Below are 20,611 nucleotides of genomic sequence, written 5' to 3'. Positions count from 1 at the left end.
CTCACTCCGTCCTGTCCGTGGTGTCGTCCGCGATCTCCGCCGCCGGGCCGGCGACGATCTCCTCGTAGAGCGAGCGGGCGCGTTCGGCATAGTGCGCGAAACGCTCGCTCAGATCCGCGAAGTCTACGCAGCCGGCGCCGCGGGAGATCAGTTCGCGCAGCGCCTCCGGCGCCTGTTCCGCATCGAAGCGCTCGTCGGCGGTGAGGCGCAGGATCTGCTGGGTCCGGAGCCACAGCGCGTGAGCGGCGACCAGATCGTCGGCGGCCGTCTGCGACAGGACATCGGCGGCGGCGAGGCGCCGGAAGGCTTCGGGTGTCTCGACGGCGATGACCTCCGGATGCGCGCGGGCATGCCGGAGGATCAGGTACTGCGCGATGAACTCGACGTCGATGAGGCCGCCGCGCATGTGCTTGACGTCCCACGCCTGGGGCGTGCGGTTCGACTTCGCGATCCGCTCGCGCATCCCCGCCACGTCCGCCAGCAGGCGCAACGGGTCGCGCTCGGCGCGCAGCACCTCGTCGCGCAGCGCCCTGATCCGTTCCTGCAGGGCGGCTGGGCCGCTGATCGGCCGGGCCCGGGTCAGCGCCATATGCTCCCAGGTCCAGGCGGACTGGCGTTCGTAGGTGCTGAGATAGTCGAGGTGGGTCGCCAGCGGCCCGTCGTTGCCGGCCGGCCGCAGCCGCAGGTCGGCCTCGTAGAGCTTGCCTTCGCCGGTCTGGCTGGTGATCGCGGTGACCAGGCGCTGGGTCAGCCGGATGTGATAGGGCGCCGCGGCCAGCGGGCGGGGGCCGCCGGAGCGGGCGTCGACCGGCGCATCGTAGACGGTGACCAGATCCAGGTCTGACGTCACGGTGAGTTCGCGGCTGCCGAGCTTGCCGAAGGCGACGACGGCGAGCCCGTCGTCGGGGAAGTCGCCGTGCTGTGCGGCGAAATCGGCGGTCACCGCGGCCTGCAAGCGCGCGATCGCGATGTCGGCGACGTCAGAGAGCGCCCGGCAGGCGTCGAGCGGGTCCAGCGTGCCGCGCAGCATCTGCACGCCGATCTGGAACTTGCGGTCGTTGGCCCAGCGCCGCGCGGCATCCAGCGCGTCCTGTAGGTCGCCGACCAGCCCGAACGCCTCGTTCAGTTCGGCCTCGATCTCCGCCTTCGGCGGCGGTGGCGCGAAAAAGCCCTCGGTCAGCACAGCGTCGAGGACCACCGGGTGGCGGCTGAGCCGGTCTGCCAGATGGCGCGACGCGCCCATGATCTCGGCGACGAGGGAGAGCAGGCTGGGATTGGCGTGGAACAGCGAGAAGAGCTGCACGCCCGCCGGAAGGCCCGCCAGGAAGGCATCGAACTTGCGGATCGCCGCGTCCGGGTCAGGAGTCTTGGCGAGCTCGCCGAGAAGGGTCGGCATCAGCTCGGTCAGGAGCTCGCGGGCGCGCACGCTACGCGTCGGCCGCACGCGGCCGTGATGCCAGCCGCGCACCATGCCGGCGACCGTGGCGGGTTCGCGGAACCCCATGCCGCGCAGGGTCTCGATCGTGTCGGGATCGTCGTCGGCGCCGGTGAAGACCAGGTTCCCCGGTCCGCTCAGCGAGGCTTCCTCCTCGAACAGGACGGCGTAGTGTCCCTCGACGGTCTCCAGCCGCTGCCGGATCTCGCGTTCAAAGGCCGGGCCGTCGGCATAGCCCAGAAAGCGCGCGATCGCCGTCAAGCCGTCGGCGGCGGGCAGGCTGTGGGTCTGCTGGTCGGCGACCATCTGCAGCCGGTGCTCCACCCGGCGCAGGTAACGGTAGGCCTCGGCCATCTCGTCGCGCGCGGCGTCGTCTATATGGCCGGCCGCCGCCAGGGCGGCGAGGGCGGGCACCGTGGCGCGCTCGCGCAGGGCGGGATCGCGGCCGCCCCAGATGAGTTGCTGCGTCTGGGCGAAGAACTCGATCTCGCGGATGCCGCCGCGGCCGAGCTTCACGTTGTGGCCGGCGACCGCGATGCTCGCACCGCCGCGGTGCGCGTTGATCTGCCGCTTGATCGAGTGGATGTCGCGGATCGTCTCGAAGTCCAGGCTGCGGCGCCAGACGAACGGCCGCAGGTGCTGCAGGAAGGCCTCGCCGGCAGTCCGGTCGCCGGCGACCGGACGCGCCTTCAGCATGGCGGCACGCTCCCAGTTCTGCCCCATGCTCTCGTAATAAGCCTCCGCCGCCTGGGTCGACATGGCGAGCGGTGTCGATGCCGGGTCCGGCCGCAGCCGCAGGTCGGTGCGGAAGACGTAGCCGTCGGCGGTGCGCTCGCTCATCAGGCGGACGAGGTTGCGGGCCATGCGCACGAAGGTCTGGTTCAGCCGGTCGGGCTTCGACGTCCGGACCCGCTCCTCGTCGTAGAGAAGGATGAGGTCGACGTCGCTGGAATAGTTGAGTTCGCCGGCGCCGAGCTTGCCCATGCCGAGCACGATCAGCCCGCAGTCCGGTAGCGGGTCGCCCTGTTCCGGCATGTCTATCCCACGCAGCTCCGCCGCCTCCCGCAGCACCCGGGCGACGGCCCCGTCGAGCGTCGCCTCGGCGAGCCGGCTCAGGGCGTCGGTCACCCGTTCGAGCGGCCAGGTGCCGGTGATGTCGGCGAGCGCGATCGCAAGGCTGCCGCGTCGCTTGCCGCGGCGGAGCGCCGTCATCACGGCATCGTTCGGCAGCGGCGTCGCCGGCAGGGCCGCGAGTTCCGCCATCGCGGCGTCGAACGCGGCATCGGGCCCGGTCTCGAGCAGGCCGCAGGCGAAGGCCGGGTCGCGCGTCATCTCGGCGGTGAGGTGGGGGCTGCAGCCGAAGATGCCTTCGAGCAGCGCCCGGCCCGCCGGATGCACGGCGACGGCCTCGGCCCGGGCGGCCAGTGCCGCATCCTCGCCCCGCCGTGCCGCATCCGCCCAGGCGGTGAGACCGGTCGCCGCCGCCTGCGCGCTGGCGGGCAGCGGCATTTCCTTGATGCCGTCCAGGAACATGGCCATCTTGTCGAAATCTGGAGGCACACTGAGCGAAAGCGGCGAGCGCGGTCAAGCTCGTCCTGGGGCGAAACCTCATCTTGAGATCCCGGATTTTCCGCTCGCTGGCATGGAGTCTGGCCGCCGGCGTCACGGGGCTGCTCGTGCTGGTCGGGCTTATCGCCTGGCGGATGTCGCAGGGTCCGATCGCATTGGATCTCCTCGTCGCGCCGATCGAGCGCGCGCTGAGCCAGCCCGAGCGCGGCCTCTTCGTGCGGGTCGACCGCGTGCTCGTCGACCCCGTCGGCTTCCTCCAGCTTCAGGCCGAGGGCGTGCGGGTCGTCGACGGCGCGGGCGTTTCGGTGGCGGGCACGCCGCGGCTGCGCCTGACGCTCAGTTCGCGGGCTCTCGCGCGGGGGATGATCGCGCCGCAGGCGATCGAGCTGAGCGGGGTGCGGGTGCGGCTGTCCCGCTCCGAATCTGGTTCCGTCCAGTTGGGCCTCGACCAGCCTGCCGATCCGCCGTCGGGGGAAGCCGTGAAGGCCGACGCTGCCGCGGCGGGCGAGGAGAGCGCCGCCGCCTGGATCATCGCCGATCTGCTGCAGCCGCCGGACCCCGACCGGATCACGGGATATCTGCGCCGGGTATCGGTCGACGATGCCGACGTGCTCATGCGCGACGCGCAGCTGAAGCGGTCCTGGCGCATTCCCGACGCCGATTTCGAACTGCTGCGCGGCGACAGCGACGTGGTGGCTTCGATCGGCGGCGTGCTCGACGTGGACGGCCGCCCGCAGCGCACCCAGATCAAGGCGCGGCTGGACCTGGCCACGGCCGTCGCCGAGGTTTCGGTGTCGCTCGGCGACGTGCGCCCCGACATCGTCACGCAGATCCTGCCGGTTCTGGGCTTCCTCTCCGCCTTCGACGCGCCGATCTCGGGCGACCTCGCCTTCCGCGTGACACGGCGCGGCGGGATCGAGAACGCCGACGTGCATCTCACCGCCGGCGCGGGATCGGTCGGCGTCCCCGGGACGGGCCGGTCGCTGCCGCTGCGCGGGATGGTGCTGCGCGGGGCGACCGCGGGCGCGGGGCGCTTCGAGGTCGCGGAGTTCACGCTCGACGCGGCCGGGCAGCAGATCGCCGCGACCGGCGATCTGCGCTGGTCGGAGGAGGGGTCGCGAGCCGTGATCCGGTTCGTCGGGCTCAATCCGACCGTCCTGGCGGCGTTCGCGCCCGACCTGGCCCCGGCCGCCGGCATCGACCTGCCGCTGGACGGCTGGGTCGACGCCTTCATGCCCACGGGCGTGACGCCCGAGAAGATCGCGTTCGGCCTGCGGTCCGACGGCGGCCGGATCGCCTGGGGCGACTTGTTCCCGGAACCGGTGCGCATCTCCGGCCTCGAGATCGACGGCACCGCGGATCTGGCCGCCGGCCGGCTCCGGCTCGATCGCCTGTCGCTCGGTCTCGGCGGTCCGCGCGTCGAGGGCAGCGCCGTGCTGCAGACCGTGGACGGCGGCGCCGCGGTACAGGCGGCGGTGAAGGCACGCGACGTTCCGACGAACGAGTTGAAGCGGCTGTGGCCGAGGGGGGTGGCGAAAGGCGCCCGGGGGTGGGTGCTGGAGCATCTGTCGAACGGCGGCGTCAGCGAGGCGAATGCGCGCGTCGCGTTGGTCCTGGCCGGCGAAGGGCCGTCGGTCGCCATGGCGAGCGTGTCGGGCGAGATGCGCATCGACGGCGTCACCGCGGTCTACTGGGATCCGCTGCCGCCGTTCGAAGATGTCGGCGGGACCGCCACCTTCACCGAGGATCGCTTCGACTTGCATGTCGACGGCGGCCGCTACCGGAACATCCGGGTGCGCGGCGGCGACATGGCCTTCACCAACCTGAACGACGGCCGCGACCGCGAATTCGCGGACATCAAAGTCGACATCGAGGGCCCGCTGTCGGAGATCATCGCGGTGCTCGATCGGCCGCCGTTGGGTTACGCGAAGTGGCTCGGCGTCGCGCCGGCTGAAGTCGGCGGCACGGCCCGGGCGAGCCTCGGCGTACAGCTGCCGCTGCTGCAGCATGTTTCCCTCGATCAGATAGAGATCGCCGCGAATGCCGACCTCTCGGGCGTTCGCTGGCCCGATGCGGCGCTGGGCCAGGATCTGCGGGACGGCGCGCTGAAGCTCCGGCTCGACAAGGCGAGCATGGACCTCGTCGGCCGGGGGACGCTGGCCGGTGCGCCGGTGGAACTGGACCTGCACGAGGTGTTCGCCGGGGGAACGCGGCTGAAGGCGCGCGCCACGGTGGACGATGCCGCCCGGCGGCGCCTCGGCTATGATCTCGTTCCCTATCTCACCGGCCCGGTCGACGTGCGGGTCGACATGGAGGGCCGTCGCAGCCGGTCGGCCATCACGGCGCGCGCCGACCTGTCGCAGGCGGCGCTGGCCGTGTCCGAGGCCGGCTGGAAGAAGCCGGCCGGCGTCGCGGCGCAGGCCGAGGCCGACATCGTCTTGACCGACGGCAGGATGTCGGCGATCGACCGCTTCGCCCTGACCGCGCCCGGCGCATCGGTGGACGGCCGTGCCGCCGTCGATCCGGCGACCGGTGACTGGCGGCGCATCGACGCGCGACGGCTCCGGCTCGGCGAGCGCACCGATCTGGCCCTGTCCGTGAGCCGCGGCGCCGATGCGGGCCTGCATATCGACGCGCGTGGTGCTGCGATCGATCTGGCCCCGCTCATCGCCGCGCGGGACGAGGGGGATGGGCCGGCCGGCGATCGGGCGGTGACCGAGGAGCCCGCCGGCGAGCCGGGACCGCCGATTGCCGTCGTCGCCGATATCGGCCGCGTCTGGGTGAGCGATGCGCTGCCGATCGACCGCGTCGCCGGCCATGTAAGGTGGCATGACGGTCCCGGACCCGGCGACCTGCGCGGCCTCGTCGGCGGTACCGCACCGGTCCGCTATCTGGCGAGTGCGGCGGACGGCCGCCTTCACGTGGCGCTGACCGGGCAGGATTTCGGCCGGACGCTGCGGGCGGCGGGCCTGTTCGACACCATCGCCGGCGGCCCGTTCACGCTGTCCGCGACACGTCCGCTCGCGGCGCCGCGTACCTCGTCGTCGGGTGCAGGGGGGGCGCGTTACGTGGGCAAGCTCGACGTCGAAGCGTTCCGGCTGGTCAAGGCGCCGCTGGCGGCCCGCCTTTTCGCCGCGGCGGCACTCACCGGCCTCGCCGACCTGGCCTCAGCGGACGAGGGGGTCGCCTTCGCCGGCCTGACCGCGCCCTTCACCTACGGCGAGGGCAAGCTGGACCTGGAGCCGGGCCGGGCCTTCGGCTCGTCGGTCGGGATGACGTGGCGGGGTGGGCTGGATTTCCGCGCGGAGACGGCCGACGTCGTGGGAACTCTCGTCCCCTTCTACGCGGTCAACCGCGTGCTCGGCGCCGTGCCGCTGCTCGGCGACATCCTCACGGGTGGCGAAGGCGGTGGCCTGTTCGCCGTCACCTATGCGCTGGAAGGCCCGCTGGATGAGCCGGACCTGTCGGTGAACCCGCTTTCGATCCTGGCACCCGGCTTCCTGCGCGGCCTTTTTGGGGCGATTACCGACGGCAGGCGCGAGGATTGGGACCCTTCCGCCGACCCCGCCTGGCAGGACTCCGGCAAGCCGAACTGACACGCCTTGGGCGGGGCCCCGGGCGGCCGGGCGGTCGGGCCCCTGGGCGAGATGGTTACCCCCCGGATCCGGCGGGTTGTTTCGGTCCGCCTTCATGCCTAATTCTGAGGGCTGATTCCTCCGCGAATGGAGCGGCAGCCGTATGGCGCAGACGCATCGCAGCAAGGTGCTGATCATCGGATCTGGCGCCGCCGGCTACACGGCCGCGGTCTATGCCGCCCGTGCCGGACTGTCGCCTGTCGTCGTCGAGGGGCTGCAGCCGGGCGGCCAGATGACGATCACCACCGACGTCGAGAACTATCCCGGTTTCGCCGAGGTCATCCAGGGGCCTTGGCTGATGGAGCAGATGCGCGCCCAGGCCGAGCATGTGGGCGCGCGGCTGGTCTCCGACGTGGTCGTGAAGGTCGATTTCAGCGCCCGGCCGTTCAAGGCGTGGGGCGACGGCGGCGACACTTACGAGGCGGACGCCGTGATCGTCGCCACGGGCGCCCAGGCGAAGTGGCTGGGCCTCGAGAGCGAGAAGAAGTTCCAGGGCTTCGGCGTCTCGGCCTGCGCCACCTGCGACGGTTTCTTCTTCCGTGGCAAGGAGGTCGTGGTCGTCGGCGGCGGCAACACCGCCGTCGAGGAGGCGCTCTACCTGACGCACCATGCGTCGAAGGTGACGCTGGTGCATCGTCGCGACCATCTGCGGGCCGAGAAGATCATGCAGGAGCGCCTGTTCCGGAACCCGAAGATCGAGGTGGTCTGGAACGCGGTCCTGGACGAGGTCGTGGGCAATCCCATGCCCCCGGAAGTCACCGGCGTGCGCCTGCGCGACACCCGGACCGGTGAATTGCGGGATCTGGCCGTCGACGGCGTCTTTGTCGCCATCGGGCACCGGCCCAACACCGAGATCTTCGCCGGCGTCCTCGACACCGACGGCGAGGGCTATCTGGTGACGGCGCCGGACAGCACCGCGACCAACATCCCGGGCGTGTTCGCCGCCGGCGATGTGCAGGACAACGTCTATCGTCAGGCGATCACCGCGGCGGGCTTCGGCTGCATGGCCGCGCTCGACGCAGAGAAGTTCATCGCGGCCATGGAGGACGAGGCGGTGGCCGCCGCCGCGCAGTAGCTACGTCGTCTCTCAACAGACAACCGCCACAAAGGCGGGACACACCGGGGCGGGCGCCGCGGGCGCTGACCGACTCCGGGCTGGAGAACAGGGGACATGGACTGGGACAAGCTGCGCATCTTCCACGCCGTGGCCGAGGCGGGGAGCTTCACCCATGCGGGTGAATCGCTGAATCTGAGCCAGTCGGCGGTCAGCCGACAGATCCACTCGCTCGAGGACAGCCTCGGCGTCTCGCTGTTCCATCGCCATGCCCGCGGCCTGATCCTGACCGAGCAGGGCGAGGTGCTGAACCGCAACGTGCGGGAGATCTTCGCCAAGCTCTCGATGACCGAGGCGATGATCTCGGAGAGCAAGGAGCGGGCGAAGGGGCCGCTCAAGATCACCACGACGGTGGCCTTCGGTTCGACCTGGCTGACGCCGCATATGAAGGAGTTCCTCGATCTCTACCCGGAGATCGAACTGAGCGTCGTGCTCCTCGACACCGAACTCGACCTGTCGATGCGTGCGGCGGACTGCGCCATCCGGTTCACGCCGCCGCGCCAGCCCGACCTGATCCAGCGCAAGCTGAAGCGGGTGCGGTCGCGCATCTACGCATCCCCGGATTATCTCAGCGAGCACGGCATCCCGAGCGAGCCGGCCGATCTCGACCGCCACCATCTCATCGTCTACGGCGAGGATGCGCCGCAGCCGACGCGGACGATCAACTGGCTGCTGTGGCAGGACCGCGAGGGCGAGCCGCGCCACCCGGTGCTGAAGGTGAACAACATCTACGGCATCTACCGCGCGGTCGTCTCCGGACTCGGCGTGGCGGCGCTGCCCAGCTACATGGCGCGCATGACGCGCAACCTGGTGCACGTCCTGCCGGAGCTCGAAGGCCCCGAGACGATGGCCTATTTCGTCTATCCGGAAGAGCTGCGCCATTCGAAGCGAATCGCCGTCCTCCGTGACTTCCTGGTACGCAAGATCGCCGAGGACGATCAGGGCTGAGCGCTGCGCGCGGGGCTCATGACTAGCCATGCGGCATGTGCATGGCGGCACTGCCAAATACGAGGTGGTGCCGGCCGGCGGTAGGTATACATTTCCCACAGTCAGACGTTGCGACCCCGCAATATTTGACCTCTTGTTCCCCTTTCGGGCGCAAGCTCGACTTTCGAGGTTTTTTCCTCGGAGTCTCCCAGACGTGAAGCCTCCCTGTTCTACTTGGCCGGAGCCTCTGCTCCGGCCAATTTTTTTGTCTTGGGGCACCTCCGGCGCGTCCTCTCCTTGCGCTGGCGGCGGTGCTGCACCGCTTCGCCTATCGGAAACAGGCGCTGGCCACCCTGCCGATCTTCATCGGCGGCAAGGCCTGCACTGCCGATCTGCGCGGCTGGGAGAGGGTGTCGCCGGAATGGTCCCTGGCGATTACCTTCCTGATCCTGGGCACGGGAATCGCGTACTCGATCCGCCGGACGCGGGCGGTGGAGAAGGCACGGGCAGACTGACCCACAGGCGGCCGCTACGTTCTGCGGAGCGGCCAGCCGCAGGGACGAGAGATCTGATGGAGCGTCCGCTCAGGTGCCGAAGAAGTCGTTGCCCTTGTCGTCGGTGACGATGAAGGCGGGGAAGTCCTCGACCTCGATGCGCCAGACGGCTTCCATGCCGAGTTCCTCGTACTCGACGACCTCGACCCGGCGGATGTGGTCCTGGGCGAGGCGGGCGGCGGAGCCGCCGATGGAGCCGAGGTAGAAGCCGCCGTGGGTCTTGCATGCGTCGACGACCTGGCGCGAGCGGTTGCCCTTGGCGAGCATCACCTGGCTGCCGCCCTTCGACTGGAAATAGTCGACATAGGAGTCCATGCGACCCGCGGTGGTCGGGCCGAAGGAGCCCGAGGCGTAGCCGGTCGGCGTCTTGGCCGGGCCGGCATAGTAGATCGGGTGGTTGCGGAAATAGTCCGGCATCGGCTCGCCGCGGTCGAGCCGCTCCTTGATCTTGGCGTGCGCCAGGTCGCGGGCGACGATGATCGGGCCGGAGAGGGCGAGGCGGGTCTTGATCGGGTGCTGCGACAGGGTGCGGCGGATCTCGTCCATCGACTGCGTCAGGTCGATCTTCACGATGCCGGTGTTCAGCGTGGCGGGGTCGATCTCCGGCAGATACTGCGCCGGATTGGTCTCCAGCTGCTCAAGGAAGACGCCCTCGCGGGTGATCTTGCCGAGCGCCTGGCGGTCGGCTGAGCAGGACACGCCGAGGCCGATCGGCACCGAGGCGCCGTGGCGCGGCAGGCGGATCACCCGCACGTCGTGGCAGAAGTACTTGCCGCCGAACTGCGCGCCGATGCCCATCTGGCGCGTCATCTCCAGCACCTCGGCTTCCATCTCCAGGTCGCGGAAGGCGTGGCCGTCGCGGCTGCCCTTGGTCGGCAGGCCGTCGAGATAGTGGGTCGAGGCGAGCTTCACCGTCTTCAGGTTCATCTCGGCCGAGGTGCCGCCGATGACGATGGCGAGGTGGTAGGGCGGGCAGGCGGCAGTGCCGAGGGTGCGGATCTTCTCGTCGATGAACTTGCGCATCGCGGCGGGATTCATCACCGCAGGCGTCTGCTGGAACAGGAAGGTCTTGTTTGCCGACCCGCCGCCCTTGGCGCAGAACATGAACTTGTAGGCGTCGCCCTCGGTCGCGTAGATGTCGATCTGCGCCGGCAGGTTGGAGCCCGTGTTGGTCTCCTCGAACATCGAGAGCGGCGCCAACTGGCTGTAGCGCAGCCAGTCCTCGTTGTAGGAGCGGAAGACGCCGCGCGACAGCGCCTCCTCGTCGTTGGCGCCGGTCCAGATGCGCTGGCCCTTCTTGCCCATGATGATCGCAGTGCCCGTGTCCTGGCACATCGGCAGCACGCCGCCGGCGGCGATGTTGGCGTTGCGCAGCAGGTCGACGGCGACGAAGCGGTCGTTGTCCGACGCCTCGGGGTCGTCGAGGATCGCGGCGAGCTGCTTCAGGTGCGCCGGGCGCAGCAGGTGCGAGATGTCGTGGAAGGCTTCGCGCGTCAGCAGCGTCAGCGCTTCCGGAGCGACGGTGACGACTTCCTGGCCGGCAAATTTCTCGACGCCGACATGGTCGGTGGACAGACGGCGATACGGCGTCTCGTCCTTAGCCAGCGGGAACATCTCGGCGAATGAGAATTCGGGCATGGGTCGACCTCTCCCGGCGGGACTGGGCGGGTTGGGACATGCTCGCGCGCGCGGAGGCGGAGGCGCGCTCGCGTGGAGCCGAAGCGGTAACGGGAGAGGCGATATTACTTTTTGCGGAAGGCGTCCAGCGAGACGACCTTTTCGGCCGGCGGCGCATCGGCCGCCGGTTCGGCGGCATCGGCGCCGGAGGTGGCCTCGGCAGCGGGCGGATCGGCCGGGTCGGCGATCGCGCCCGGCATCTCGCCGGCCTCACCGGTCTGGAACTGCAGTCCGAAATTGACCGAGGGATCGACGAAGGCGCTGACAGCCTGGAACGGCACGCGCAGCCGCTCGAGGCTGCGGTTGAAGCTGAGCGTCACCTCGAAGGCGTCCTCCTTCAGTTCCAGTCCGAAGAACTGATGCTGGAGGACGATCGTCATCTCGTCGGGATAGGTCTCGCGCAGGCGCTGCGGGATGTTGACGCCCGGATGCCGCGTGCGGAAGGTGATGTAGAAGTGATGGTCGCCGGGCATGCCCTCGCGCGAGACGCGGGTCAGGACCTCACGCACCACGCCGCGCAGCGCGTCCTGGACGATGAGTTCGTATTTCAACAAATCCTGACTCATGCCCCATCCGACCGCGAGCGTGCGAGTGGGGGGCTTCTGTTGCCCGGTGCCCCCCGAACCGCGCTTATTGCTTAGGCAGCAACAGCGAGTGCGTCGTTATCGTTCGCACTTAGAAAATGGCCCGATATCGGTGGTACCATGCCGAGCAAAAACCACATCTTTACCGCGCGCGTCGATCCTGTTTCGCCCCCATGACTGCCGGCCGCGAGGCCGGCGTAGATGGTGGAGGCGCCGGGTACCGCCCCCGGGTCCGCAACGCTTATTCCATGTGGCGTTTATCGCCATAGTCGGGTGCTACCCGACGAGGGTTAATATAGGCGGTCGCGGATTTTCCGAAAGGGGTTCCTGCCCGCTGGGCACTGCGATACTACCGTCCGCCGCCAACATCGAGGTTCCATGCCACTCACGCCCGGCCAGTCCGAAGAGATCGAGCGTCTCCGCGCCGAGAGCACGCAGACGCGGCGCGCCACGGTGCCGGCGCTGGAGGAGATCCTCTACGAGGCGATCCCGGTGCTCGACCACGGGTTCGTGCGGGTCGTCGACTATATGGGGGACGACGGCGCGGTGGTGCAGGCGGCGCGCGTCTCCTACGGGCGCGGCACGCGGCAGGTGCGCGAGGATGCGGGGCTGATCCGCTACCTGTTGCGGCACCGGCACACGACTCCGTTCGAGATGTGCGAGATCAAGCTCCACGTGAAGCTGCCGATCTTCGTGGCGCGGCAGTGGATCCGCCACCGCACCGCCAACGTGAACGAGTATTCGGCGCGCTACTCCGTGCTCGACCGCGAGTTCTACCTGCCCGCGCCGGAGCAACTGGCGGCGCAGTCCACGGCGAACCGACAGGGCCGCGGCGACGTCCTGCAGGGGGACGAGGCCAGGGACGTGCTCGAGGTGCTGAAGGCCGATGCGACCCGCGCCTTCGATCACTACGAGGCGATGCTGAACGAGGACGCCGAGGGCGGGCGGCTCGTCGAGGACCGGGTCGGCCTCGCACGCGAGCTGGCGCGGATCAACCTGCCGCTGTCGGCCTATACCCAGTGGTACTGGAAGGTCGACCTGCACAACTTCATGCACTTCCTGGCATTGCGTGCCGATTCGCACGCCCAGTACGAGATCCGCGTCTATGCCGACGCGATGATATCGGTGTTGGAGCGATGGGTTCCGGCCACGTTCGCCGCCTTCCGCGACTATCGGCTGGACGCGGCGGAGCTTTCGGGGCCGGCGGTCGCGGTGGTGCGCCGGCTGCTGGCCGGGGAGGCCGTGGAGCCGGGGAGTAGCGGGCTCGCACCGCGCGAATGGCGCGAGCTGATGCAGCTGCTCGGGCGCGAGGCCTAGCAGCGGCTCGTGACCAAAATCACACAGTGTGCCGATCCGGCACGGTTGACAGTGGGCTGCCGCTTTACCCGCTGGCCGATTCGCGCGTAAGAGTTCAACGCGGACATGGGGTTTGCCCCTTCGAGACCTCACCGGTCGTCGGTCTGGAACAACGACGTACTGCTGTCGTTAGAAGCGGTGGCGGTATCGTCGGCATAATGGAGATTCGAATGAAATTCGCTGGGAAGGTGCTTGGAAGCGCGGCAATGCTGCTGGCCGTGGCGGCCTGCGGCGGCGGCACGCAGTATGGTGGCGGCCCGATGTCGGCCGAAGGCGACATGCGCGCGGCTCAGAAGAGTGCAGCAGGCTCTCCGTTCAACGAGAACCTCCGGAAGGGCTATCTCGAGCTCGCGACCAACGGCAAGCGCCAGGCAGACTGGATCGATTCCGGCATCTTCGCCCGCAAGGCGCGCCTGGCCGCCGAAGGCAAGGACGTCCAGCCGGTGATGCCGTCGCAGTGGGGCGACGACCCGAGCATGGGCGGCAGCACCCCGGAGACGCGCGCCGAACTCGAGGCGGCCCGTTCCGAGCTGATGGGCGTCCTGCCCGCCGCCCGTACCGCCAACCCGACGCAGGCCGCACGGGCTCAGGTGATGTACGACTGCTGGGTCGAGAAGGCCGAGTCGGTCTACTGGCTGGTCGACGACTGCAAGGCGAAGTTCTACGAGGCGATGAACGCGCTGCGTGGCCGTCCGGCAGCGGCACCGGTCGCACCGGCCGCACCGCCGGCGCGTGACTATCTCGTGTTCTTCGACTTCGACCGCTCGAACATCCGCCCGGATGCCGCCGACGTGCTGCGCCGCGTGAGCTCGGCCTACCAGTCGCTGAACTCCAACCGGGTCGACCTGATCGGTCACGCCGACCGCTCCGGCTCGGACGCCTACAACCAGCGCCTGTCCCAGCGCCGTGCCCAGTCCGTTCGCGACTATCTGTCGCGTCAGGGCGTGCCGGCCGCGAAGATCACGGCCACCGGCCGTGGCGAGGCCGATCCGCGGGTCCCGACTCCGGACGGCGTGCGCGAGCAGGAGAACCGTCGCGTCGAGATCCGGCTCCAGTAACCGGCCGACACTTTCGGTTCAGACGTGTCTACCAGGCGGCGCCCCACGGGGCGCCGCCTTCTTTTTTGCGCGTGCCGGCGCTCGCTTTCTCGCGCCTTGCCGCCGCTCGCCACCGCCCGCCTCTCGGGTTAAGCCATCGCCCTGCCGGCGCTTAACCAACTGCGTTCAGTTGCGATTAACGCTCCCGTCGCATCCTGTCGGTCGACTTTGGGGCGAATTGCGGACGGTGGACTTACGGTGGACAGGCTGGCGGGTTGGATGCACGCGATGCGCTCGGGCATCGGCGCCGCGTTGCGCGGCCGTGGCCGAACCCTCGGCCGCGACCGGCGCGGGAACACGGCGGTCGTCTTCGCCTCTGCGCTGGTCCCGCTGGTCGGCGTCGCCGGCGTCGCGACGGACGGCCTGCTCGGCTATCTCGTTCGGGACCGGATGCAGACATCGCTCGACTCGGCGGCCCTCGCCGCCGGGCGGGTCATGACGGGCGACAACTGGCAGGCCGACGCGCGCCGCTATTTCGACGCCAACTTTCCGCCTGGCTATCTCGGCACGACGATCACGTCGTTCACGGTCGTCCCGGACGCGAACCTGGAGACGTTGACGGCCCGGGCGTCGGTGTCGCTGCCGACCCGCTTCATGCATCTGTTCGGATACGACACCACCAGCGTCGACGTCGCGACGGTCGTCGCCAGGAGCAACCGCAGCGCTGAACTGGCGCTCGTCCTGGACGTCACCGGCTCGATGCGTTCCGGGGACAAGATCGGGGCGCTGAAGACCGCGGCGCACGACATGCTGGACATTCTCTACGGCAACGCGGAAACGCGCGACGACCTGTACGTCGCCGTCGTGCCCTATGCCGTAACGGTGAACATCGGCAAGGCGAACGACGACTGGCTGTCGATGGCGGACCGGGTGCACACCGACCCCGGTTCGTTCGCGCCGTCGACCTGGAAAGGCTGCGTGATGGCGCGCGGCAGCGGCAACGACAGGACGGATGCGACCCCGGCGGAGGCGCCGTTCACCAGCTTCTATTACGCCGCCGACACCGACAACCGGTGGCGCGACGAGGACGGGAAGCCGATAACGCCGCTGAAGGAAGCCAACGACTTCCGGAACGCCGGCACCGGTCCGAACCTGGGCTGCGGCCCGGCCATCACCTCGCTCGTCCAGTCGAAGGCGACCCAGAGTGCCGCCATCGACGAGCTGTTGCCGTGGCATCGCGGCGGCACCCTGGGCAGCCTGGGGCTCGCCTGGGGCTGGCGTGCGCTGTCGCCGAAGTGGCGCGGCCTGTGGAAAGAGTCCGAGGCGAAGCTGCCGCTCGATTATCACACCGACGGCATGGACAAGATCGTCGTCATGATGACGGACGGCGAGAACCAGCTTCACGACGAGCCGCCGGTCGGCCCCCGCGGCTCCGACTTCGGGGCGTACGGCCGCTTGAACGACTTCGGCTATTCGAGCTGGTCCGCCGGGCGCGACGAAGTCGACCGCCGGATGGCGCAGACCTGCGAGTCGATGAAAGCCGCCGGGATCGAACTCTACACCATCACCTTCGGCCCGGCGCCGGGGGCGGCCGCCCAGGAACTCTACCGCGGCTGCGCATCGAGCGCCGCCCACTACTTCCACTCGCCAACGAACGAATCGCTCATCGCGGCCTTCCGCAAGATCGGCGGCGAACTGAGCCAGCTGAGGATCGTCCGGTGACAGGGATCGCCCATCTCGTCAGGATCGGCGGGCATCTGCGCCGTTGCCGCCTCGCGGCGTGCGAGGCCGGAGCGACCATCGTGGAATTCGCGATGATCGTGCCCGTGCTCATCACGCTCATGCTCGGGCTGATCGAGACGGGCCTGCTGCTCACCGCCCAGGGGATCCTGGACGGTGCCGCGACCAGTGCGGCCCGCATCGGGAGCACCGGCTACACGCCGGCCAATACGACGCGGTCGGCCTACATGGCCAACTACATCGCCGCCCAGGCCTATGGGCTGATCGATCCCGCCCGCCTGCAGGTCACCGCCAGATCCTATCCGAACTTCTCGGCGATCGGCGAGGAGGGGGCCGGGACGGTCGGCTACGGCGACGCCAACGACGTCGTCGTCTACAGCCTCACCTATCCCTGGCAGGGCTTCACGCCCTTCCTCGGCGCCGCCTTCGGCAACATCACGCTCAACTCGACCGTCACCGTACGCAACGAACCACCCCCGCCAGGAGCCAATTGAGATGATCGCCTTTCTGCGTGCGCGCCTTCGTCGTGCGTGCCGGGCCTTGCCGCCGAACCTCGGCGAGCGCGGCGTGGCTGCGGTCGAGACGGCCATCGTCATCCCGATCCTGGTGATCCTGCTGATCGGCGTGGCGGAGGTCGGGTCGAAGATCCTCACCGGACACAAGCTGAACACCACCGCCAGCCGCGTCGGCGACCTGGTGACGCAGCAGCAGATGGTCACCCAGGCGGGTCTGGACGACATCTTCGCCGCGGTGGAGCACATCGCCGGCGAGTCGTTCGACGACCACGGGGTGGTCATCATCAGTGCGGTCACCGGCACCGACGGTTCCCCTGTCGTCGCCTGGCAGCGGCGCGGCGCCGGAACGCTGCAGGAGCCGAGCCATGTCGGCGCCGCGGGCGCGGTGGCACAGCTGCCGGGCGACTTTACCGTCGCCGATGGCGAGACCGTCATCGTGGTCGAGGTGATCGTCGCCAACGGCGGTGTCGTGGCCGACCTGATGACGCCGCATTCGGTCATTGCGAAGACGTCGCTGCATCGCGGCCGCATCAACGACCTCGGCAGCATCACGGGCAGCTGACGCGGTCGGGCCGAACGCCGATCAGACGTCGGTGAGCCGCCAGACCCGCGTGTCGCGCACGATGCCGCTCTCGAGTTCGGTCGAGGTCGGGACGGCGTATTCGGCGACGAGTTCCAGGCCGGTGGTGGGCACATAGGCGCGGCCGGGATCGCCCAGCAGCACCTCGATCCCGGCGGCGCGGCGCTGCCGCAGCCAGCGCACGATGCGCTCCGCGCCCGCCTTCTCGTAGCAGACGTCGCCCGCGACGATCACCTCGATCTCCGGTTCGTCCAAGGCGGCGACATCCCGCTGCGCCGTCCGCACGGTCACCCCGTTGAGCCCGGCGTTGAGACCGACGGCGGCACAGGCGAAGGCATCCTCGTCGACCGCGACCGCGCTGCGTGCCCCCGCCATGGCGGCGGCGATGCCGACGAGGCCGCTTCCGGCGCCGAGATCCAGTACGCTCCTGCCGCGCACCATCCCCGGATTGTCGAGGAGGTGCCGGGCGACCGCCTGCCCGCCGGGCCAGGCGAACGCCCAGAAGGGCGGTGGCAGATGCGCGTCCTGCATCAGCTTCTCGCTGGCGTGCCAGAGCGGCGTCACTTCGGTCGCGAGATAGAGGCGCATCTCGGGCAGCAGCGAGGGCGCTGCGACCACGGTGTTCCGTTCGATGAAGGCGACGAGTTCGGCCGGCGTCCTGGCGAAGGGTACCGCGACCGGGTCAGCCATGGGCGAGGGTCCCGGCGAAGACGATGCCCGCCAGAACGATCCAGCCGACCCAGCGATTGGCCTTGAATATCGCGAGGCACGCGGCAGGACGCTCGATGTCGACCGCGCGGATCTGCCACCCCATGTGAACCGCCGCCGCGGCAATGCCGATCAGGAAGGGGAGGCCCAGCCCCGCGACGGCTCCCGCCGCGGCGAGCAGAATGGCCGTCAGGCCGTAGAACATGACGAGCCAGCGCTTCGTCCGCGCGCCGAACAGCAGGGCCGTGGAGCGGACCCCGATGAGCGCGTCGTCCTCCTTGTCCTGGTGGGCGTAGATGGTGTCGTAGCCGAGCGTCCAGGCGATGCCGGCGGCATAGAGCAGCAGCGCGGGCGCATCGAGGCCGCCGGTCACCGCCGCCCAGCCGACCAGCGCGCCCCAGTTGAAGGTGATGCCGAGGAAGGCCTGCGGCCACCACGTCACCCGCTTCATGAAGGGGTAGATCGCGATCAGCGGCAGCGCGCCCAGCCCGACGGCGATCGCCGTCCCGTTCAGCGAGAACAGGACGAGCGCGCCGACGGTGAGCTGGACGGCCAGGAAGACCCAGGCGCCGCGCAGGGTCACGGCGCCGCTCGGCAGCGGGCGCAGGGCGGTCCGGGCTACCTTGGCGTCGAAGTCGCGATCGGCGATGTCATTGAAGGTGCAGCCGGCACCGCGCATCACGACCGAGCCTATGGCGAACAGGAGCGCCAGCCAGAGAACCGGCATGCCGTCGATCCCGGGATCCGCCGCCCAGGCCATGCCGGCGCCCCACCAGCAGGGGAACAGGAGCAGCCACGTCCCGATCGGCCGATCCAGCCGTGCCAGCCGTGCGAACGGCAGCAGCGGGGCCGGCAGCAGCCGGTCGATCGGGCCGCCGACGCCGATGTCGGTCGCAGTCGAGGCGTCCTGCCGAGCCATCGCGTCTCTCTCGTGTCTCGCCGCGCGCCGCCGACGCGGTGGCGCCGGATCCGACGAAGCCGTAGCCTAGATGCAGGCTCGCGAGGGCCGTGGCAATAGGATGGGACGACGTGACGCCGCGCCAGCCGAAAGTGCGCCTGTTCGTAGAGGCCGATCTCGCATCGGGCGTGGCGTCGCCGCTGTCGGCGGACCAGGCGCACTACGTCACGCGCGTCATGCGCCTGACCGACGGCACGCCGCTCGCCGTCTTCAACGGGCGCGACGGCGAGTGGTCGGCGGTGCTGGCGGTTGCGGGGAAGGCGCGGTGTGCGGTCGTGCCGGATGTGCGACTCCGGGCGCAGACGGCGTCGCCGGACGTCCACCTGCTGTGCGCGCCGATCAAGCGCCAGGCGTTCGATCTCGTGGTGCAGAAGGCGACGGAACTGGGCGTGGCGGCGATCCGGCCGGTGCTGACCGAGCGCACGGTGCCGGAGCGCGTCAACCTGGATCGGCTGCGGGCCATCGCCGTCGAGGCGGCCGAGCAGTGCGAGCGGCTCGACCTGCCGGACGTCCGCGAGCCGGCGGCGCTCGGCACGATTCTCTCCGGCTGGGACCCGAACCGGCGCATCCTCGTCTGCGACGAGCGGGGTTCGGTGCCGTCGATCGCAGCGGCCTTGGGCGAGGCGGCGCGCGGCTCCTGGGCAATCCTGACGGGTCCGGAGGGCGGCTTCGCGCCGCGTGAGCTTGACGGCCTGCGCGATCTGCCTTTTGTTACCGCGATTGGGCTGGGGCCGCGCATCCTCAGAGCCGAGACTGCGGCGATCGCCGCCCTGTCCGTATGGCAGGCACTCCTCGGCGACTGGGCGAGTGCACCGTCGTCAGACCCTCTCCGATAGGACAGGACCGAGCATGGCTGCACCACCGGCGCCAGGCGGCACGCCGATCACCGACCGGCGTCAGCTCGTCGAATGGTTCGAGCAGGGCAACAAGCCGGCCTCGGCATGGCGAATCGGCACCGAGCACGAGAAGTTCGCCTTCCGGCGCAGCGACCTCCGCCGCCTGCCCTATGAGGGGCCGGACGGTATCGGCGCCGTGCTGAACGGGCTGCTGCGCTTCGGGTGGGAACCGATCAGCGAGGGCGGCAACATCATCGCCCTGGCCAAGGACGGCTGCAGCATCACGCTGGAGCCCGGCGGCCAGTTCGAGCTGTCCGGCGCGCCGCTGGAGACGCTGCACCAGACCTGCGACGAGGTGCATACGCATCTCGCCCAGGTGAAGGCCGTCGGCGATGAACTCGGCATCGGCATGGTCGGCCTCGGCTTCGATCCGAAGTGGCGGCGCGAGGACATCGGCTGGATGCCGAAGGGCCGCTACCGCGTCATGCGCGAATACATGCCGAAGAAGGGCAAGCTCGGCCTCGACATGATGCTGCGCACCTGCACCGTGCAGGTGAACCTCGACTATTCCAGCGAAGCGGACATGGTACGCAAGTTCCAGGTCTCGCTGGCCCTGCAGCCGGTGGCGACGGCGATCTTCGCGAACTCGCCCTTCATCGAGGGCAAGCCGGCGGGAATGCTGAGCGCCCGCAGCCACGTCTGGACCGACACCGATCCCGATCGCTGCGGCATGCTCGACTTCGTCTTCGAGGACGGCTTCGGCTTCGAACGCTACGCCGACTACATCCTCGACGTGCCCATGTACTTCGTCTATCGCGACGGGAAGTATGTCGACGCGAGCGGCCAGTCCTTCCGCGACTTCCTGGAGGGCAGGCTCCCGGCGCTGCCGGGCGAGAAGCCGCTGATCACCGACTGGGCCGACCACATCACCACCGCCTTTCCCGAGGTTCGGCTGAAGCGCTACCTGGAGATGCGCGGTGCCGACGGCGGCCCCTGGCGGCGCATCTGCGCGCTGCCGGCGCTCTGGGTCGGGCTGCTGTACGATCAGGCCTCGCTCGACGCCGCGTGGAACCTGACGAAGGACTGGACGCGGGAGGAGCGCAACGCCCTGCGCGACGAGGCGCCCCGGCTCGGGCTGGCGACGCCGTTCCGCGGCGGCACCCTGCGCGATATCGCGGTCGAGGTCCTGAAGATCGCGCGCGCCGGCCTTCGTGCCCGGGCCCGCCTCGACCGCGCTGGCGAGGACGAGAGCGGCTTCCTGACGAGCATCGAAGAGGTGGTGTCCAGCGGCAAGACACCGGCCGAAGTGCTTCTCGACGCCTACGCGACGCGCTGGAACGGCTCGGTCGATCCGATCTACCACGAACTCGCCTACTGACGGGCGTC

Annotated in this window: 16 protein-coding genes and 1 other RNA gene; 11 read left to right on the top strand and 6 right to left on the bottom strand. The window is 69.6% G+C overall.

The window, feature by feature from the left end:
- Window position 1: 1 nt before the first annotated feature.
- Entirely contained in the window at window positions 2-2,974 is a 2,973-nt protein-coding gene (locus ABIE65_RS16465; protein WP_354079111.1) for a bifunctional [glutamine synthetase] adenylyltransferase/[glutamine synthetase]-adenylyl-L-tyrosine phosphorylase, read from the bottom strand.
- 74 nt (window positions 2,975-3,048) lie between these two features.
- On the opposite strand from ABIE65_RS16465, the gene ABIE65_RS16460 reads away from it, so the two are divergent.
- The 4 genes from ABIE65_RS16460 to ABIE65_RS16445 all read left to right on the top strand — a co-directional run bounded on the left by ABIE65_RS16460 (window position 3,049) and on the right by ABIE65_RS16445 (window position 9,195).
- Complete coding sequence (locus tag ABIE65_RS16460; protein WP_354079110.1) at window positions 3,049-6,600, top strand: YhdP family protein; 3,552 nt, start codon at window positions 3,049-3,051, stop codon at window positions 6,598-6,600.
- A gap of 142 nt (window positions 6,601-6,742) precedes the next feature.
- Window positions 6,743-7,714: a thioredoxin-disulfide reductase gene (trxB, locus tag ABIE65_RS16455; RefSeq protein ID WP_354079109.1), complete on the top strand. Its 972-nt coding sequence runs from the start codon at window positions 6,743-6,745 to the stop codon at window positions 7,712-7,714.
- Window positions 7,715-7,810: 96 nt separating this feature from the next.
- Window positions 7,811-8,701, top strand: a complete 891-nt coding sequence (locus ABIE65_RS16450) for a LysR family transcriptional regulator (protein ID WP_354079108.1) — start codon at window positions 7,811-7,813, stop codon at window positions 8,699-8,701.
- Window positions 8,702-8,991: 290 nt separating this feature from the next.
- Window positions 8,992-9,195, top strand: coding sequence for a hypothetical protein (locus tag ABIE65_RS16445; RefSeq protein ID WP_354079107.1), 204 nt, complete (start codon window positions 8,992-8,994; stop codon window positions 9,193-9,195).
- Window positions 9,196-9,264: 69 nt separating this feature from the next.
- On the opposite strand, the gene ABIE65_RS16440 is transcribed toward ABIE65_RS16445, so the two are convergent.
- From ABIE65_RS16440 to ssrA, 3 genes are all read right to left on the bottom strand, one after another.
- Entirely contained in the window at window positions 9,265-10,872 is a 1,608-nt protein-coding gene (locus tag ABIE65_RS16440) for a fumarate hydratase (protein ID WP_354079106.1), read from the bottom strand.
- Window positions 10,873-10,976: 104 nt separating this feature from the next.
- Window positions 10,977-11,477: an SspB family protein gene (locus tag ABIE65_RS16435; protein ID WP_354079104.1), complete on the bottom strand. Its 501-nt coding sequence runs from the start codon at window positions 11,475-11,477 to the stop codon at window positions 10,977-10,979.
- Window positions 11,478-11,501: 24 nt separating this feature from the next.
- Window positions 11,502-11,819: a transfer-messenger RNA gene (gene ssrA / locus ABIE65_RS16430) on the bottom strand.
- 54 nt (window positions 11,820-11,873) lie between these two features.
- Here ssrA and thyX point away from each other — a divergent pair.
- The 5 genes from thyX to ABIE65_RS16405 all read left to right on the top strand — a co-directional run bounded on the left by thyX (window position 11,874) and on the right by ABIE65_RS16405 (window position 16,705).
- Complete coding sequence (gene thyX / locus ABIE65_RS16425; RefSeq protein ID WP_354079102.1) at window positions 11,874-12,812, top strand: FAD-dependent thymidylate synthase; 939 nt, start codon at window positions 11,874-11,876, stop codon at window positions 12,810-12,812.
- A 209-nt stretch (window positions 12,813-13,021) separates the two neighbouring features.
- Window positions 13,022-13,909: an OmpA family protein gene (locus ABIE65_RS16420; RefSeq protein WP_354079101.1), complete on the top strand. Its 888-nt coding sequence runs from the start codon at window positions 13,022-13,024 to the stop codon at window positions 13,907-13,909.
- 267 nt (window positions 13,910-14,176) lie between these two features.
- Window positions 14,177-15,610, top strand: coding sequence for a TadE/TadG family type IV pilus assembly protein (locus tag ABIE65_RS16415; protein ID WP_354079100.1), 1,434 nt, complete (start codon window positions 14,177-14,179; stop codon window positions 15,608-15,610).
- Window positions 15,607-16,122 (top strand): TadE/TadG family type IV pilus assembly protein, encoded by a 516-nt coding sequence (locus tag ABIE65_RS16410; RefSeq protein ID WP_354079099.1) that lies wholly within the window; start codon window positions 15,607-15,609, stop codon window positions 16,120-16,122. Before ABIE65_RS16415 ends, ABIE65_RS16410 begins: the two co-directional genes overlap by 4 nt.
- A gap of 1 nt (window position 16,123) precedes the next feature.
- Complete coding sequence (locus ABIE65_RS16405; RefSeq protein ID WP_354079098.1) at window positions 16,124-16,705, top strand: TadE/TadG family type IV pilus assembly protein; 582 nt, start codon at window positions 16,124-16,126, stop codon at window positions 16,703-16,705.
- A 21-nt stretch (window positions 16,706-16,726) separates the two neighbouring features.
- Here ABIE65_RS16405 and ABIE65_RS16400 read toward each other — a convergent pair whose 3' ends face one another.
- The gene (locus tag ABIE65_RS16400) at window positions 16,727-17,413 is read right to left on the bottom strand and encodes a class I SAM-dependent methyltransferase (protein WP_354079097.1); all 687 of its coding nucleotides are present in this window, start codon (window positions 17,411-17,413) and stop codon (window positions 16,727-16,729) included.
- Window positions 17,406-18,350 (bottom strand): 4-hydroxybenzoate octaprenyltransferase, encoded by a 945-nt coding sequence (gene ubiA / locus ABIE65_RS16395; RefSeq protein ID WP_354079096.1) that lies wholly within the window; start codon window positions 18,348-18,350, stop codon window positions 17,406-17,408. The genes ABIE65_RS16400 and ubiA overlap by 8 nt, the downstream gene beginning before the upstream one ends.
- Before the next feature lie 110 nt (window positions 18,351-18,460).
- Between ubiA and ABIE65_RS16390 the strand changes: the two genes are divergently transcribed.
- Together ABIE65_RS16390 and ABIE65_RS16385 are read left to right on the top strand one after the other, a co-directional pair.
- Window positions 18,461-19,225 (top strand): 16S rRNA (uracil(1498)-N(3))-methyltransferase, encoded by a 765-nt coding sequence (locus ABIE65_RS16390; RefSeq protein ID WP_354079095.1) that lies wholly within the window; start codon window positions 18,461-18,463, stop codon window positions 19,223-19,225.
- Window positions 19,226-19,238: 13 nt separating this feature from the next.
- The gene (locus tag ABIE65_RS16385; protein WP_354079094.1) at window positions 19,239-20,603 is read left to right on the top strand and encodes a glutamate--cysteine ligase; all 1,365 of its coding nucleotides are present in this window, start codon (window positions 19,239-19,241) and stop codon (window positions 20,601-20,603) included.
- The last annotated feature ends 8 nt before the right edge of the window (window positions 20,604-20,611 follow it).

The organism is Constrictibacter sp. MBR-5, assembly GCF_040549485.1.
GTDB lineage: Bacteria > Pseudomonadota > Alphaproteobacteria > JAJUGE01 > JAJUGE01 > Constrictibacter.
The sequence above is the reverse complement of the archived record's forward strand: the minus strand, read 5'-3'. Positions and strand labels throughout refer to the sequence as shown.